This is a genomic window from Streptomyces sp. NBC_01275 (assembly GCF_026340655.1).
In the GTDB taxonomy this organism is placed as follows: Bacteria; Actinomycetota; Actinomycetes; order Streptomycetales; family Streptomycetaceae; genus Streptomyces.
In genome coordinates this window covers 3603694-3619473 of sequence record NZ_JAPEOZ010000001.1, presented here as the reverse complement: position 1 = coordinate 3619473, position 15780 = coordinate 3603694, and the positions used below count along the sequence as shown (strand labels likewise).

At 72.3% G+C, this 15780-nt stretch carries 16 protein-coding genes and 2 tRNA genes; 11 read left to right on the top strand and 7 right to left on the bottom strand.

What is annotated here, in order from left to right; genetic code table 11:
- The first annotated feature begins 50 nt into the window (after positions 1-50).
- From OG562_RS15820 to OG562_RS15800, 5 genes are all read left to right on the top strand, one after another.
- Positions 51-1229 (top strand): ROK family transcriptional regulator, encoded by a 1179-nt coding sequence (locus OG562_RS15820; protein WP_266397896.1) that lies wholly within the window; start codon positions 51-53, stop codon positions 1227-1229.
- Positions 1230-1483: 254 nt separating this feature from the next.
- The gene (locus tag OG562_RS15815) at positions 1484-2275 is read left to right on the top strand and encodes a hypothetical protein (RefSeq protein ID WP_266409284.1); all 792 of its coding nucleotides are present in this window, start codon (positions 1484-1486) and stop codon (positions 2273-2275) included.
- A gap of 177 nt (positions 2276-2452) precedes the next feature.
- Positions 2453-3232 carry an HAD-IIA family hydrolase gene (locus OG562_RS15810; protein ID WP_266397893.1) on the top strand — a complete coding sequence of 260 codons (780 nt, stop codon included), beginning with the start codon at positions 2453-2455 and terminating at the stop codon, positions 3230-3232.
- Positions 3233-3344: 112 nt separating this feature from the next.
- Positions 3345-3965 (top strand): hypothetical protein, encoded by a 621-nt coding sequence (locus tag OG562_RS15805; protein ID WP_266397890.1) that lies wholly within the window; start codon positions 3345-3347, stop codon positions 3963-3965.
- A 3-nt stretch (positions 3966-3968) separates the two neighbouring features.
- Positions 3969-4628, top strand: a complete 660-nt coding sequence (locus tag OG562_RS15800) for a class F sortase (protein ID WP_266397887.1) — start codon at positions 3969-3971, stop codon at positions 4626-4628.
- Between the two features lie 304 nt (positions 4629-4932).
- On the opposite strand, the gene OG562_RS15795 is transcribed toward OG562_RS15800, so the two are convergent.
- Positions 4933-5006: transfer RNA gene (locus tag OG562_RS15795), tRNA-Lys, on the bottom strand.
- Positions 5007-5221: 215 nt separating this feature from the next.
- Between OG562_RS15795 and OG562_RS15790 the strand changes: the two genes are divergently transcribed.
- The 6 genes from OG562_RS15790 to OG562_RS15765 all read left to right on the top strand — a co-directional run bounded on the left by OG562_RS15790 (position 5222) and on the right by OG562_RS15765 (position 11607).
- Positions 5222-6730, top strand: coding sequence for a peptidoglycan-binding protein (locus OG562_RS15790; protein WP_266397884.1), 1509 nt, complete (start codon positions 5222-5224; stop codon positions 6728-6730).
- 65 nt (positions 6731-6795) lie between these two features.
- Positions 6796-7917: an SPFH domain-containing protein gene (locus OG562_RS15785; protein WP_266397882.1), complete on the top strand. Its 1122-nt coding sequence runs from the start codon at positions 6796-6798 to the stop codon at positions 7915-7917.
- Positions 7918-8063: 146 nt separating this feature from the next.
- On the top strand, positions 8064-8669 hold the full coding sequence (locus OG562_RS15780; protein WP_266409283.1) for a lytic polysaccharide monooxygenase: 606 nt from the start codon (positions 8064-8066) through the stop codon (positions 8667-8669).
- 181 nt (positions 8670-8850) lie between these two features.
- Positions 8851-9294 carry a DUF3592 domain-containing protein gene (locus OG562_RS15775; RefSeq protein ID WP_266397880.1) on the top strand — a complete coding sequence of 148 codons (444 nt, stop codon included), beginning with the start codon at positions 8851-8853 and terminating at the stop codon, positions 9292-9294.
- Positions 9295-9310: 16 nt separating this feature from the next.
- On the top strand, positions 9311-9772 hold the full coding sequence (locus OG562_RS15770) for a DUF3592 domain-containing protein (RefSeq protein ID WP_266397877.1): 462 nt from the start codon (positions 9311-9313) through the stop codon (positions 9770-9772).
- Positions 9773-9819: 47 nt separating this feature from the next.
- Complete coding sequence (locus OG562_RS15765) at positions 9820-11607, top strand: long-chain-fatty-acid--CoA ligase (RefSeq protein ID WP_266397874.1); 1788 nt, start codon at positions 9820-9822, stop codon at positions 11605-11607.
- On the opposite strand, the gene OG562_RS15760 is transcribed toward OG562_RS15765, so the two are convergent.
- From OG562_RS15760 to ehuB, 6 genes are all read right to left on the bottom strand, one after another.
- Positions 11573-11646: transfer RNA gene (locus tag OG562_RS15760), tRNA-Lys, on the bottom strand. The genes OG562_RS15765 and OG562_RS15760 overlap by 35 nt on opposite strands.
- A 91-nt stretch (positions 11647-11737) precedes the next feature.
- Positions 11738-12496 (bottom strand): IclR family transcriptional regulator, encoded by a 759-nt coding sequence (locus tag OG562_RS15755; RefSeq protein ID WP_266397872.1) that lies wholly within the window; start codon positions 12494-12496, stop codon positions 11738-11740.
- A gap of 252 nt (positions 12497-12748) precedes the next feature.
- A complete protein-coding gene (gene ehuA, locus OG562_RS15750) occupies positions 12749-13480 on the bottom strand; it encodes an ectoine/hydroxyectoine ABC transporter ATP-binding protein EhuA (RefSeq protein ID WP_266397869.1) in 732 nt (243 codons plus the stop codon).
- Positions 13470-14120: an ectoine/hydroxyectoine ABC transporter permease subunit EhuD gene (gene ehuD, locus OG562_RS15745; RefSeq protein ID WP_266397868.1), complete on the bottom strand. Its 651-nt coding sequence runs from the start codon at positions 14118-14120 to the stop codon at positions 13470-13472. The genes ehuA and ehuD overlap by 11 nt, the downstream gene beginning before the upstream one ends.
- 58 nt (positions 14121-14178) lie before the next feature.
- A complete protein-coding gene (ehuC, locus tag OG562_RS15740) occupies positions 14179-14823 on the bottom strand; it encodes an ectoine/hydroxyectoine ABC transporter permease subunit EhuC (protein ID WP_266397866.1) in 645 nt (214 codons plus the stop codon).
- Positions 14820-15728: an ectoine/hydroxyectoine ABC transporter substrate-binding protein EhuB gene (gene ehuB / locus OG562_RS15735; protein ID WP_266397865.1), complete on the bottom strand. Its 909-nt coding sequence runs from the start codon at positions 15726-15728 to the stop codon at positions 14820-14822. The genes ehuC and ehuB overlap by 4 nt, the downstream gene beginning before the upstream one ends.
- Positions 15729-15780: the final 52 nt, after the last annotated feature.

The window sequence follows — 15780 nt, the reverse complement described above, 5'->3', positions numbered from 1 at the left end:
TACTTTCGCAACGCTGTTGCCAAAGTGCAAGCAGGGGGGACAATGGGAGCGTGAACAGGACGGACGGAGGCGTCAACCTATTGGCCCTGCGCAGCCACAACACCGCGCTCGTGCTCGACCTGCTGCGCGCGGCCGGACCCGACGGCATCAGCAGGCTCGAACTCGCCGAGCGCACCGGCCTCACCCCCCAGGCCGTCAGCAAGATCACCGCCCGGCTGCGGGAGGAGGGGCTGGCGGCGGAGGCGGGCCAACGCGCCTCGACCGGAGGCAAGCCGCGGACCGTGCTGCGACTCGTCCCCGAGGCGGGACACGCGGTCGGCGTCCACCTGGACCGGGACGAACTGCGGGCGGTCCTCGCCGATCTGGACGGGAGCGTGGTCGGCGAGCGGCGCGTGCCCCTGGACCTCGGCGCGGGGGCGGAGTCGGTCCTCGGGGTGGTGGTGCGGGAGGTCGAGGGGGTGGTAGGGGAGGTGCTCGGGGGCGCTCAAGGGATCTTCGGGGATGCGGAGGACGGCCTCGATGAGGACGGTGTCGCCGCCTCACTCCTCGGTCTCCTCGGCCGCCTCGGTCTCCTCGGCGTCGGCGTGGCCCTCCCCGGCCCCCTCGACCACGCCCACGGCGTCCTCCACCGGCTCACCGGCTTCCCCGAGTGGGACGGCTTCCCCCTGCGGGACGTGCTCGCCGGGCGGCTCGGGGTGCCGGTCGTCGTCGACAAGGACACCAACGCCGCCGCGCTCGGACTCGCCGTCGGCGGCGAGCGCGGCTCCTTCGCCTACCTCCATCTCGGTACGGGGCTGGGGGCCGGGCTGGTGATCGGCGGGACCGTGCACCGGGGGGCGCGGACCGGTGCGGGGGAGTTCGGCCACCAGGTCATCCAACTGGACGGACCGCCCTGTTCCTGCGGCAGCCGCGGCTGCGTCGAGGCCCTGTGTCTGGCGGCCATCGAGCGCGGGGACGTACGGGAGGCGGCGCGTGTCCTCGGCGAGGGCGTCTCGAACCTCGTCGCCCTCCTCGACATCGACCTCGTCCTGCTGGGCGGCCGTACGATCGAGGCCGCGCCGGAGCCGTTCGTGCGCGGGGTCGCCGCCGTCCTCGACGCCCGTGCCCGTCGCGAGGGGGCCTCGGACGGCGCCGTACCGGTCCGGCTCGCCCCCGGCGGGGCCCGCGGAGTCGCGGAGGGCGCGGCCCAACTGCTGCTGGCGCCGGTGTTCGGCCGAGCGGACGGCTGAGGGCGAGTGGGTGGCTGGGGGCGAGTGGAGGGCTGGGGTCGAGCGGGCGGCTGGGGTCTGGTGGAGGGCTGAGGCAGGCCGGCCCGCGCACCCACGCCGGTGCCGCTCCCTGGGTTGCCCTCCCTGGATTGCCCCCTGGGCTGCCCCCCCGGGTTCACCCCCCTGGGATGGCCTCCCCCTCCGCCGAACGGGCGGATTCGCACGGCCGTACGGAGCGGCGTCGCCCCGCGTCCGCTTCCCTCGGGCAGGCTCACGTGTTCATGCGACTGTGCACGCCCGTCACCCTCTGCCTTGCCGCAGCCGCCGTCCTCCTCCCCGTGCCCGCGTACGCGGAAGCCGGCCCTTCCTGCGCCGGTCCGGACACCGGCGCCTTCCCCCTCACCACCCGGCTGCACGGCGGCCCCGACTCCTACCGGGCCGGCGGCGGATACGGCACCTGGTACCTCGACCTGACCAACACCACGCGCCGCACCTGCGCCGACGTCCACCCGGTCGTCGTCCTGGTCGACGCCGAGCGCGCCCTGAAGCCGTCCCAGCCGCACCTGGAGTACTACGCCGACGGCCGACCGCAGCCCGTCCGTTTCGAGACCACCGACGAGGACGAACTCGTCGGCGCGTTCACGAGCGGCCCCGGCTTCACCGTCGCCCCCGGCCGCACCGTCACCGTCGAGCTGCGCCTGGCCCTCACCTCGGACACCGCCCCCAACGACGTCACCGTCAACGCGGCCGTCGTCCAGCGGCACGGCGACGACGGCGACTGGGTGGGCCAGTCGAACGACTACCGCTTCTCCGTCGAGGCCGACCCCCGTCCCGACTCCACCCCCGAGCCGGACGCGGACGACTCGGCCTCCACCGCCGCCCCCGAGCCGGACGACTCGGCCTCCACCGCCGCCTCGGGCGCCCCGGACGCCGGCCGTCTCACCCTCGCCGACGAAGCCGCGGAACTCGCCCGCACCGGCCTTGCCTCCCCCGCCGGTCTCACCGCCGCCACCTGCTGTTTCCTCGCCGCCGGGGCCGCCCTGCTGCTGTCCCGCCGACGCCGCTGAGCCCGCCCTGTGTCCACCCCCGCGACCACCCCCGCGCCCGCCCTCTGTCCGCCCCTGTGTCCGACCCGTAGTCGGCCGTTCCCTCAAGATCGGGCCTGTGATTAGGCTGGGGCGGACGCAGCGACCGCGTCCCCGCGCAGCAACCGCGTACTCGCGTACGGCAGGGAGATCCCGCACATGGCAGACCGCAAGCCCATCGAGTCGTGGCTCACCGACATGGACGGTGTGCTCATCCACGAGGGTGTGCCGATCCCCGGCGCCGACGCCTTCCTGAAGAAGCTGCGCGAGTCCGGCAAGCCGTTCCTGGTCCTGACCAACAACTCGATCTACACCCCGCGCGACCTGCACGCCCGGCTGCAGCGCATGGGCCTGGACGTGCCGATCGAGAACATCTGGACCTCCGCCCTGGCCACCGCCAAGTTCCTGGACGACCAGCGGCCCGGCGGCACGGCGTACGTCATCGGCGAGGCGGGCCTGACCACCGCGCTGCACGACATCGGCTACATCCTCACCGACCACGAGCCCGACTACGTCGTCCTCGGCGAGACCCGCACCTACTCCTTCGAGGCCATGACCAAGGCCGTACGGCTGATCCAGAACGGCGCCCGTTTCATCGCCACCAACCCCGACGAGACGGGCCCGTCCACCGAGGGTCCGCTGCCCGCGACCGGCGCGGTGGCCGCGCTGATCACCAAGGCGACCGGCAAGCACCCGTACTTCGCGGGCAAGCCGAACCCGCTGATGATGCGCACCGGACTGAACGCCATCGGCGCCCACTCCGAGACCAGCGCGATGATCGGCGACCGCATGGACACCGACGTACTGGCCGGCATCGAGGCCGGAATGCAGACGTACCTGGTGCTCACCGGCCTGACCCGCCCCGAGCAGGTCGAGAACTTCCCGTACCGCCCGTCGAGGATCGTCGACTCGATCGCGGACCTCGTCGACCGGATCTGACCGGGCCCAAACCCCGAAGAGGCGGAAACCGACCCGTTCGGAGCAGTGAAACCCCGCTGAGGATGCGAGAGCGGTCCCCGCGGGGGAGCCTCCAGATAGCTGGAGGTTCACGATGCGTTCACTGAAAGTCACTCTCTGTGCGGGTGCGGCCGTCGCCGTGGCGACGCTGGCCCCCACGGTCTGCACAGCCCCCATGGCCCACGCCGCGAACGGAGGCGGCAGCGTCACCGTGACGCCGTCGACCCCGTCCCCTGGCGTCGAGGTCGCCCTGCGGGTCAGCGGCTGCGGCGGTCGGACGGCCACCGCGGCCTCGGAGGCCTTCGTCGCGGACGCGACACTCGTCTCCGCGGGCGGCACGGGCGGCACGGGCGACGCCGGCGGCGCGCTCGTCGGCGAGACCCGGGTCCGCTCCTCGATCGAGCCCGGCTCCTACGACGTACGGATCACCTGCGTCGACTTCCAGGTGAAGGGCCGGATCAAGGTCGTGGCGGCGGCGTCGTCGCAGTCGTCACGACCATCGCAGTCGCCTCAGCCGTACGAGCCGACCGCACCCGCCTCTCCCGTCGCGCCCGTGCATGCGGGCGGTGGTGGGGCCGCGCCGCTCGCCGTCGTCGACGAGGCGCGCGCGGAGGGGCCCGGCACCGCGCAGGCGGTCACCGGACTGGTGCTCGCGGGCGTCGCCGCAACCGTCGTGGCGTTCCGCAGCGCCCGCCGGAGCCGCAGGACGGGCTGACCCATGGCCGACCGCGAACGCTCCTCCGGGCGCTTCCTCACCGGCGTGGCCTGGGCGATGCTGCTGCTCGGGCTGTGGCTGTGGGGGCGCGAGGTGACCGACGTACGGCGGGGCATATCCGCGCCGACCACGGGTGACGTGGCCGCGGTGGGCCGCCCGGCGGACGCCGAACTGCCGCCCGCGGCACAGCCGTTGGGGCAGGCGCTGCCGCAGCGCATCGACATCCCCGAACTCGGCGTCCAGGCGCCGGTCGTGGCCCGCGGCCTGGACACGCAGGGCGCGATCGACCCGCCGCCCTTCGATCAGGCGGGCGTCGTCGGCTGGTACGCGGCCGGCGCGAAGCCCGGGGCCAAGGGGGCCGCGCTGATGGTCGGGCACGTCGACACCGAGACCCGGCCCGCCGTCTTCTACAAGCTGAGCACGATGCACGCCGGCGAGACGATCCGCGTGATCCGCGACGACGGGAAGGTCGCCGAGTTCACCGTCGACGACGTCGAGGTCGTCCAGCGCGACCGCTTCGACGCCCGCCAGGTCTACGGGACCCGCCAGTCGGACCGCGCCGAGCTGCGGCTGATCACCTGCGGCGGCTCCTTCGACCGGGCGAGCCGCAGCTACACGGCGAACGTGATCGTGTCGGCGTATCTGACGGGCACGGCCCTCTGACACGACGTCGGCCCGACGTCGGCCCGACGTGCGCCCGACGTGAGCCCGTTGTCACCTCGACGCCGCCGCCCTCGCGACGTCACCGGGCCCGGTCGGCGGCCTGCTCCCCCGGAAACCGTCGACCGGGCCGGTCCTCGACCGCGTGCGCACGGGCCGCGGGAGTGACCCGGCGCCGGCGCGGGAGGCTGCGCAGAGCTGGAGCCGGCAGGCCGACTGTAGGACGGAACGAACCCCGGAGCCTAGAGGGCGGTCACGCGGACACGAACGAAGGCCCCTCGCTTTCACGAGAGGCCTTCGGTGTCTGTGCGCCGCCAGGGACTCGAACCCCGGACCCGCTGATTAAGAGTCAGCTGCTCTAACCAACTGAGCTAGCGGCGCCTGCTGACGCGACAACTCTACAGGACCTCCGAGGGTGCCCCCGACCGCCGGCCGGGGAACCTGACCGTCGGCCCGGGGAAGGGAAGCCGGGAAGGGCCGTCAGAGGGGTCGGGTACATCATTCGGACCGTCAGCATGCGCGCCGGGAAGACAGTTGAGAAACTGGCGGACGTGCACAGTCGCGGACATTTCCATCTGGAGTGTGAGGGGAATCGCATGGCGACTCCGGTATTCGAGGAATTCGATCCCGCGAGCGACTGCGACTGCCCCGGATGCGTTCAGCGGCACCGGGTGAGTCCGTATTCCCCGTCGGCCCCTTTCGGCGGTCGCCCGGCCGCCCACCGGGCCGTGATCGTCGCCGCGGCGGCCGCCGCCGCGCTCGGCGCCGGTCATGCGGCGCCCGCCCTCGCCGCCTCGCACACCCCTGCCCGGCCGGGCGTTCCCGCAGGTGACGAGCCCGACACCCCGCAGGGGGGCAAGGCTCCGCTGCACGGTCCGGGCGGGCAGCCCGCGATGCCGCCGGGGCACGCGGGCCCGGCGGAGACGCCCGCGACGACCCGCGCGGACATCATCAGACGGGCCAAGGAATGGGTCGCGCAGAAAGTGCCGTACAGCATGGGCGCCTACTGGTTCGACGGTTACCGGCAGGACTGCTCGGGCTTCGTCTCGATGGCCTGGAACCTGGCGGGGAACGAGTGGACGGGCACCCTCGACCAGTACGGCACGCGGATTTCCAAGGAGGAACTCCAGCCCGGCGACATGCTGCTGTTCCACAATCCGTCCGACCCCCAGAAAGGGTCGCACGTCGTTCTGTTCGGCGGTTGGACGGACTACACCCACAGTTACTACATCGCCTACGAACAGACCCGTCCGACCGCCCGCCGCCAGGCGACTCCCTATGCCTACTGGAGTCACTCCGACAGCTATCTCGCCTACCGCTACAAAGGGGTCACGACGGGGGTCCAGGAGCCGGCCGTCGCGGACGGCGACAAGCCCGACGCCGACGCCGGGGACGCCGACGCCGGGAACGCCGACGCCGGGGACGGCGACAAGCCGGACGGCGGCCCCGGGGCGACGGCGACCCCGTACCCCGGGCCGTCGTCCTTCGGCCCGGGCGCGAACAACGCGTACGTCACCCTGCTCGGCCGGCTCCTCATCGAGCGCGGCGCCGCCCGCTTCTACACCTCGGGCCCCGGCCCGCGCTGGTCGGACGCCGACCGCCGGGCCACCCAGGCGTTCCAGCAGGCCCAGGGCTGGCGGGGCGCGGACGCCGACGGACTGCCCGGCCCGAAGGCGTGGGCGCTGCTGGTGACCCACCGGGGCAGGGACATCGGGCCCGGCACGCCTGCCGCACCGGCCGTACCCGCTGTACCGGCCGTACCCGCTGTACCTGCCGTGCCGGCCGAGAACACCCAGGGGGCCGGGGGCGTCACGTCCCCCGTGACCGGGGCCGCGGGCCCGCCCGCCCCGTCCTCGGCCCCCCGCGTCCCCGCCTATCCGGGCCGGGCCGTGTTCCGGCCCGGCGCGCACGACGTCCACGTCACCCAGCTCGGGAGGCAGCTGGTGAAGAAAGGATTCGGCAAGTACTACGCAAAGGGTCCGGGACCCCGCTGGGGCGAGGCGGACCGGCGTGGCGTCGAGGCGTTCCAGCGCACCCAGGGCTGGCGCGGCGGCGCGGCGGACGGCTACCCGGGCCCGGAGACCTGGCGGCGACTGTTCTCGTAGACCCGACGACCCGAAGACCGACGCTCACTGTCATGGCGTATCTGGCGCGGAGGCTGGAGGCACGCATGAACACGACCAACACGACCGGTTCCCCCACACCCGAGCCCGAGGGGTCGTCCCGGCCCGCGCGGCTCATCCAGAACGAGGCCACCACCGAGATCCCCGTCCACCTGCTGTTCCGCGACGACGCCGAGCCGCGGCCGGTGCCGCTCGAGCCCGCCGTGGTGGGCGGCCGGCCGGGAACCGGGGAGCAGCCGCGGCTGCGTCGGCCGGCGCAGCAGGCGAAGGCGCGGCCGCTCGCGCAGGTCGACCCCGAGCTGGTGGAGCGGCCCGCGCGGGTGCTGCCCGGCGTGGTGGGAGTGCTCGCCGGGACCTGCGGGGCGGTCGGCTGTGTGGCCGCATCGTGGTGGGCGGGCGTGCTGCCCCCGCTCGCGGTGGAGGCGCTGCAGCTGCCGGAGTGCGCAGGGGCGGGACTCGGCCCGGTGCAGTGGGCGGCGTACGCGGGCGCGGGAGCCCTGGGGCTGTTCGGCTTCGGCGGGCTCGCGCGGGGCCGGACCGGGCGGGCCTGGGTGCTCGGCCTGTTCGGCCGCTACCGGGGGACCGTGCGGCGGACCGGCCTGCTGTGGGTCAACCCGTTGCTGCTGCGCCGCCGGGTCGACGTACGGCTGAGGCACTGGCGCAGCGAACCGATGCCCGCCGCCGACCGCAGCGGGGTCGCGCTGCGGGTGGTCGTGCTGGTGGTGTGGCGGGTGCGGGACACCGCGCGGGCCACGCTGGGCGTGGAGGACCACGAGACGTATCTGCGCGAGTGCGTCGAGGCGGCCCTGGCCCGGATCTCGGTGGAGACGCCGGGGGCTCCGCGCAGTTCGGTCGAGGCGGCGGGGGAGGCGCTGACCGGGCTGGTGGCGCGGGACGCGGGCGCGGTGGGCCTGGAGGTGTTCTCGGTGCAGCCGGTCCTGGTCGAGTACGCCCCCGAGGTCGCCCCCGCGATGCACCGCCGCCGGATCGCAGCCCTCGACGCCCAGCACCGGGCGAGCGTGCTGACCTCGGTGGTCGACTCGGTGGAGGACACGGTGACCCGGCTGACCATGCGGGGGCTGGTGGAGCTGGACGACTACGAGCGCAAGGCGCTGGTGAAGGACCTGACGGTCGCCTTCTGTGCGGGGCGGCAGGAACAGTCGCCGTGATTGGTCTGGACATGCTCAAGTAACGGCAATAATCTCGAACTTGGTCTAGACCTGCACGCGAGCCCGCGCACGGCTCACTGAAGCTCACTGAACTGCTCACTGAACTCCCCACGTTCTCCAGGAGCGGCAGCATGCGCACAAAGGCCATACGCAAGAAGACCAAGCTCTACGCCGCCGTGGTGGGCCTCGCCACCACCGGAGCCTTCGTGCTCGCGTCCGGCGGTGCGAGCGGCCACGGCTACACCGACCTCCCCGTCAGCCGGCAGAAGCTCTGTCAGAACGGCTCGGTCGCCAACTGCGGCGACATCCAGTGGGAGCCGCAGAGCGTCGAAGGTCCGAAGGGCTTCCCGGGCTCAGGGGCGGCCGACGGACAGATCTGCTCGGCGAACAACACGCGCTTCGCCCAGCTCGACAGCCCGAAGACCCCGTCGGGCGGGGCCTGGCCGACCACCCGGGTGACGGGCGGTCAGAGCTACACGTTCCGCTGGCAGTTCACCGCGATGCACGCCACGACCGACTTCAAGTACTACGTGACCAAGTCGGGCTGGAACCAGAACCACAACCTGGCCCGCTCCGACCTCAACCTCACCCCGTTCCTGACCGTCCCCTACGGCGGCCAGCGCCCCCCGTCCACCCTCTCCCACAGCGGCACCCTGCCGTCGGGCCTCAGCGGCCACCACGTGATCCTCGCGGTGTGGACGATCGCCGACACGGGCAACGCGTTCTACGCCTGCTCGGACGTCACGTTCTGACCCTTCGTAGGAGGAACGCACCCTTTCGGGCAAGGTCCGCGTGCGCCGGAACCGGAGCAGGAGCCGGTACCGGCGCACGCGCCGTTTTTCTGAGCTTCCCTTGAGTCAGACCCGCAGGTCCCGGGGGTACGTTCCCTGCACGCGGGCCGCTCCGGCCGGCGTGCAGACCACGGGGGGTCTCATGGCGGTCCTGATCTACGTTGTCCCGTCGCTCGTCATCGCGCTGGTCCTGTTCGGCATGGCCTGGATGATCCGCGCCGCCCGGCGGACCCACCAGGCGTGGAACGGGCTCACCGCGCAGGCGCGCTGTCTGCGGACGTACACCACGACCAGCGGGGGCGGCGGCGACAGTTCGGTGACCACGACGCTGCACCACGTCTTCGAGTTCGCGACGCACGACGGCCGCACCGTCCGCTTCAAGGAGGACGACGCGTCGTCGACGGTGCTCGAAGGCGACGTCGTCACCGTGTACTACGCGCCGGACCGCCCGGAGGAGGCCACGGCGGAGCCTCCCTCGGTCGGAAAGCTCGTCGCGCGCACCGGGTGCGGGCTGCTGTTCCTGAGCCCGTTCATCGCCGCCTGCATCGTCGCCATGGTGCAGCTCTCGTCGCACGTCGGCGACTAGGACCTCGGGGGACCACATGGAAATCTTCTTCGTCATCATTCCGTCGGTGATGATCGCCGGACTGCTCTTCGCCGTCTACACGGTGATCGACCGCTCCCGTCGGGTCGCCCGGGCCTGGAGCAGCGGGCTCACCGCCGAGGCGCGCTGTCTGCGGTCGTACACGACCACCAGCGGCGGCGGCGACCACAGCGTGTCGACGACGCTGCACCACGTCTACGAGTTCGCCGCCCGCGACGGCCGCGTCGTCCGGTTCGAGGAGGCGGGCGGGCCGGGGACGACCCTCGAGGGCGACATCGTCACCGTGCACTACACGGCCGACCGCCCCGACCAGGCGACGGCCAAGGCTCCGGCCCGCGGGAGGCTCTTCGCGGAGTCGGGCTGCCTGCTGGTCTTCCTCGGCGTGGCCCTCTCCTTCTGCGTCTTCTTCATGATCACCGCCCACTGGATCTTCGCCGAGTCGGAGGGCATGTTCCCCTAGGGCGGACGCCTGTTCATCTGACGGTCCGTCAACTACCGTGCCCGCCCATGGAGTCCAGCGAATCCAGCGAATCCAGCGAATCCAGCGGGTCCAGCGGGTCCATTGGGTCCAGTGGGTCCACGAGGGGTACCGTCGCCGAACTCGTGGCGGCGCGGTGGGGCGACCACCGGCCGGGGCTGTGGTGCGGGGATCTGGTGCTCAGCCATCACGAGGTCGCCGCCGGGGCCGCCGCCCGGGCCGCGCTGCTGGCCGACCTGCTGCCGTCGGACGGGCCGCCGCACCTGGGGGTGCTGCTGGACAACACCCCGGAGTACCCGCTGTGGCTGGCCGCGGCCGCGCTGGCGGGCGCGGCGGTCGCCGGGATCAACCCCACCCGGCGCGGCCCCGAGCTGGCCCGGGACATCCTGCACACCGAGTCCCGCCTGCTGATCACCGAACGCGCCCACCTCCCCCTCCTCAGAGGCCTCGACCTGCCATGGGCGTCCCGCGCGAGCGCAGTCGAGCGTGGGGGAGTACGCCTGCTGATCACCGGCACCCAGGAGTACGACGAGCTGCTCGCCCCCTACGCGGACGCCCGCCCGGACCCCTCCCGCGCCGTCCCCGCCGACCGTCTCCTCCTCTACTTCACCTCCGGCTCGACCGGGGCCCCCAAGGCCGCGCTGTGCACCCAGGGCCGACTGGTCGGAGCGGGCCGCTCGCTGGCCCGGCAGTTCGGGGTCGGCCCGGACGACGTGCACTACGTCTGCATGCCGATGTTCCACGGCAACGCGGTGATCGCCGACTGGGCCCCCGCGCTGACCGCCGGGGCCGGGGTGGCGCTGCGCCGGCGGTTCTCGGCGTCGGGGTTCCTGGCGGACGTACGGCGCTACCGGGCGACGTACTTCACCTATGTCGGCCGGGCGATCCAGTACCTGCTGGCCACCGAGGAGCGCCCCGACGACCGGGACCATGTGCTGCGGCTCGGCTTCGGCACGGAGGCGGGGGCGGTGGACGCGGCGGCCTTCGAACGGCGGTTCGGGGTGCGGCTGGTGGAGGGGTACGGCTCGTCGGAGGGCGGGGCGGCCGTGCAGTGGACGCCGGGGACCCCGACGGGCGCGGTCGGCCGGGCGGGGCCGGGCCTCGTCGTCCTCGATCCGCAGACGGGCGCGGAGTGTCCGCCGGCCGTCCGCGACTCGGGCGGCCGCCTGCTGAACGGGGACGAGGCGATAGGCGAGCTGGTCAACCGCGGCCCCAACCCCTTCGAGGGCTACTGGCGCAACCCCGAGGCGGACGCCGAGCGCCGCAGGGACGGCTGGTACTGGACCGGCGACCTCTTCTACCGGGACGCCGACGGCTTCCTGTACTTCGCGGGACGCGGCGACGACCGCCTCCGCGTCGACAGCGAGAACCTCGCCGCCGCCGTGATCGAGAACATCCTCGCCCGGTACGACGGAGCCGACGCCGTCGCCGTCTACGCGGTGCCGGACCCGGTCGCCGGGGACCAGGTGATGGCGGCGCTGGCCGGTTCCTTCGACCCGCTCGACTTCGCGGAGTTCCTGCCGGCCCAGCCGGACCTCGGGACGAAGATGGCCCCACGGTTCGTGCGGGTGGTGGAGCGGATGCCGGTGACCGCCACCAACAAGATCCACCGGGCGGGGCTCAGACGGGAGGGCTTCCGGTGCGCCGACCCGGTCTGGTGGCGGCCGCCGGGGGAGGCCACGTACCGCCTGCTGACCCCCGACGACGTCGAGGCGCTGCTCGCGGAGTACCGACTGCACGCACGCGAAGGGCTCCTCACGCCTGTGAGGAGCCCTTCGTCCGTGCGCCGCCAGGGACTCGAACCCCGGACCCGCTGATTAAGAGTCAGCTGCTCTAACCAACTGAGCTAGCGGCGCATGACTCTCGCCCTCCGCCTTCGGCGGCTGGCGACGAAGAAAATACTACCCGGTCCGCGGGGGTGCTTCGGACCACCCGCTGGAGGGGGGCCTAGAGGGCGAGGGAGAGCAGTACCGGGGCCGCGTTCCTGTTCAGGGCGTCGGCGGCCTGGCGGAGGCGGTGGGCGTGTTCGACGGGCAGGGACAGCGCGAGGCAGCCCGCCGTGCTGCCGGCGGTGATCGGGACGGCCGCGCAGACCGTGCCGATCGCGTACTCCTGGAGGTCGAGCACCGGGACCGTGGGCGGCTGCGCCTCCAGGCGGGAGAGCAGCAGCTTGTCGCTGGTGATGGTGCGCGAGGTGAGGCGGGCCAGCTTGTGCCGGGAGAGATGGTCGCGCCGGCCGTTGTGGTCGAGCTGGCCGAGCAGGCTCTTGCCGAGCGCGGTGGCGTGTGCGGAGTAGCGGAAGTCGACCCACTCGTTGACGGCGGGGGTGGCGGGCCCGTCGGCGTACTGGGCGATCGTGACCTCGCCGTCGACGTACCGGCTGACGTAGACGGCCGCGCCGATCGTGTCGCGCAGCCGGTCCAGGGTCTGCTGGAGCGTGTCGCGCAGGGCCTGCTGATGCCCCTGGCTGGAGCTCAGGCGGGTCAGCGCCTCGCCGGTGACATACGCCCCGTCGGCGATCTGCTCGACGTAGCCCTCGCGGCGCAGCATGCGCAGCAGGGCGGTCAGTCGCTCCGGGGCGAGGCCGCTCTCGCGGGCCAGTTCGACGTCGGTGACGCCCGTGGAGTGCCGCGCCACCGTCTCCAGCACGCGCAGCGCTTCGTGGGCCGAGTGGTACGGCGCGGTCGGCTCGTGCGTGAGCGCCACGGTTCCCCCCTGGTCGCTTCTCTGGCCGTGATCCTGGCAGCCAATCACTGTCCACGATAACGGCCGAAGGGGCGCGGGGGAGGGGTTGTCGACGAGAATGTGTTCCACCTTCGATCCCCTCAACTGCGAGGCTGAACCTCTGGCATATGCCTGAGTCATGCCCCGACCCCTGGGCCTGCGGCCTCACAGCACCGCGCGCCTCACACCCCCGCGTCTCACGCCCTCACGCCCCGCGCCTCACGCCCCCGCACCTCACAGCACCGCGCTGAGGAACTCCCGTGTCCGCTCCTGCTCCGGATCGCTGAAGATCTTCTCCGGGGTGCCCGCCTCGACGATCCGGCCCGCGTCGAACATCAGCACCTGGTCGGAGATGTCCCGGGCGAAGTTCATCTCGTGGGTCACGCAGAGCATCGTGATGTCGGTGGAGTCGGCGATGTCCCGGAGGAGGTCGAGGACGCCCGCGACCAGTTCGGGGTCGAGCGCCGAGGTCACCTCGTCGAGGAGCAGCACCTGCGGCCGCATCGCCAGCGCCCGCGCGATCGCCACCCGCTGCTGCTGCCCGCCCGACAGCCGGGACGGCCGGGAGTCGCACTTGTCGGCCAGGCCGACCAGGTCCAGCAGCTCCCGCGCCCGCGCCTCGGCCTCGTCCTTGGACAGGCCGAGCACGCTCGTCGGGGCCTCGGTGAGGTTTCTGAGGACGCTCATGTTCGGGAACAGGTTGAACTGCTGGAAGACCATCCCGATCTGCTTGCGGATCTCGCGGACCTGCTTCTCGGGGGCCGGGAAGAGCTGCTGCCCGTCGACGGTGATCGTGCCCTCGTCCGGCCGGGTGAGGGTCATCAGCATGCGCAGGATGGTCGTCTTGCCGGACCCGGAGGGCCCGATGAGCGTGACATGGCTGCCGGCCTTCACGGAGAAGTCCAGCCGGTCGAGGACCGTATGGTCGCCGAACCGCTTGGTGACGTTGCTGATCTCAACGGACAAGGCGTCGCTCCAGGGTGCGCAGAAGGAAGGAGGCAAGGGAGGAGACGAGGACGAAGGCCACGCCGATCACCGTGAGGGGCTCGGTGAACTGGAAGTGCTGCTGGGAGAAGAGCCGGGCCCGGCCGAGCATCTCCAGCACGGTGATCGCCATCAGCATCGGCGTGTCCTTGAGCATCGCGATCACGTAGTTGCCGAGCGCCGGAACGACCCGGCGGACCGCCTGCGGCAGGATCACCGCACGCCAGGTCCGGTTCCGCGACAGGTTCAGCGCGGTCGCCGCCTCCCACTGCCCGGCGGGCACCGCCTCGATGCCGGCCCGGTAGACCTGCATCGTGTACGTCGAGTAGTGCAGCCCGATCGCGACGACCCCGGTGGTCATCGCCGACAGGGTCAGGCCCCACTCGGGCAGGACGTAGAAGAGGCAGAACAGCTGCACCAGCAGCGGGGTGTCACGGACGAACTCGGTCACGATCCCCACCGGCCACTGCACCCACCGCGTGGGCGTCCGCATCAGCAGCGCCCACACCAGACCCAGGGTGAAGGAGATCAGCGAGCCGAGGACCAGCGCCTGCAGGGTGACGAGCAGCCCGTCCCAGAACAGCGGCATGAAGTCGCGGACGGCGTTCCAGTCCCAGTTCATCGCGGACCTCCGTTCATGGCGGCCCGGTTCGTCCCAGCCCGGTTCGTCGCGGCCCGGTTCATCGCAGCCCCGCCTTCAGATGGTTCTCCAGCCCTCGCATCACCCGGGTGAGCAGGAAGGCGATCACGAAGTAGATGAGCAGGACGTACGTGTAGATCTCCGCGCTCTCCTGGAGGGCGAGGCGGACCAGGTTGCCGCTGAAGGCCAGGTCGCCCATGCCCATGACCGACACCAGGGCGGTGCCCTTGAGGAGCTCGATCAGCAGGTTGCAGAACGGCGGGATCATCTCCGGCACCGCCTGCGGCAGCAGGATCTTGCGCAGCCGCTGCCCGGGCGTGAAGCCGAGCGCGACCCCGCCCTCCCGCTGCGCCGGTTCCACCGCGCCGAGCGCCCCGCGCACGATCTCCGCGCCGTACGCGCCGTAGGTCAGGCCGAGTGCGAGCGTGCCCGCCCACATCGGCACCAGCTGCCAGCCGAAGGCGGGCGGCAGCACGAAGAACACCCAGAAGATCATCACGAGCGCCGAGGTGCCACGGAAGATCTCCGTGTAGCAGCCCGCGAGGAAGCGGACGACCCACCGCCGGCCGGTGCGCGCGATCCCGACGGCGAAGGCGACGGCCGCGCCCAACAGGGCACTGAACACCAGCAGTTGGACCGTCGTCCAGATCCCCTTGAGGACGAGTTCCCAGAGTCCCGAGGTCATCCGCCGCAGAGCTCCTTCGCGGTCAGGTCCGTCATCTCGGCCTTCGTGAACCCGAAGGGCCGCAGGATCCGCAGCAGTTCGCCGCTCCTCTTCAGCTTCCGCAGCTCGGTGTTGAAGGCGTCCCGCAGCCGTGTCTCGGTCGGCCGGAACGCGAACGCGCCCCCGTCGACGTGCGGCCTGCCGTCGACGAGCGGGCTGAAGGGCTTGGTCGACTCGGCCTTCGCGGACTTCTTCACGACCTCCCGGGCGGTGAGGGCCGTACCCGCGAACACGTCGACCCGCCCCGCCTCGACGGCGTTCAGCCCGGCGACCTGGTCCGGCACGATCAGGATCTCGCTCTCCTCGTACCCCGCGTCCACGGCGTACCGGATCTCGGCGTACCCGGTCCCGGTGGCGAACCTCGCCCGCTTGCGCACGACGTCCTGGTAGGTGTGCAGCCCCTTCGGATTGCCCTTGCGGACGATGAAGGCGTCCAGCATCCGGTAGTCCGGGTCGGCGAAGATCACCTGCTCACAGCGGTCGGGAGTGACGTACATCCCGGCGGCCACGACATCGAACTGCTGGGAGTTCAGCCCGGGGATCAGCGAGCCGAACTCGGTGGGCACGGGCTGCACCCGGTCCACCCCGAGCCGCTTGAAGACCGCCCGCGCCAGCTCGGGAGCCTCCCCGGTCAGCCGGCCGTCCCGGTCGATGTACCCGAAGGGGATCTCCCCCGCGATCCCGAGCCGTACGACCCCTGCGGCGCGCAGTCGCTCCAGCAGGTCGCCGCCGTCCGTCGTGGACGCGGTGGCCACCCGCGAGCAGCTCGCCACGGCGGGCACGCCGAGCGCCGCCACCCCCGCGAGCAGCGACCGGCGTGAGGGGGTGCGGGGACGATTTTCGGACTGTCTGTTCGGGGGAGCCATGGCGGCGCGGCTACCCGGGGTCATCCGGGATATGCCGGTGCGTCCTGTGAGG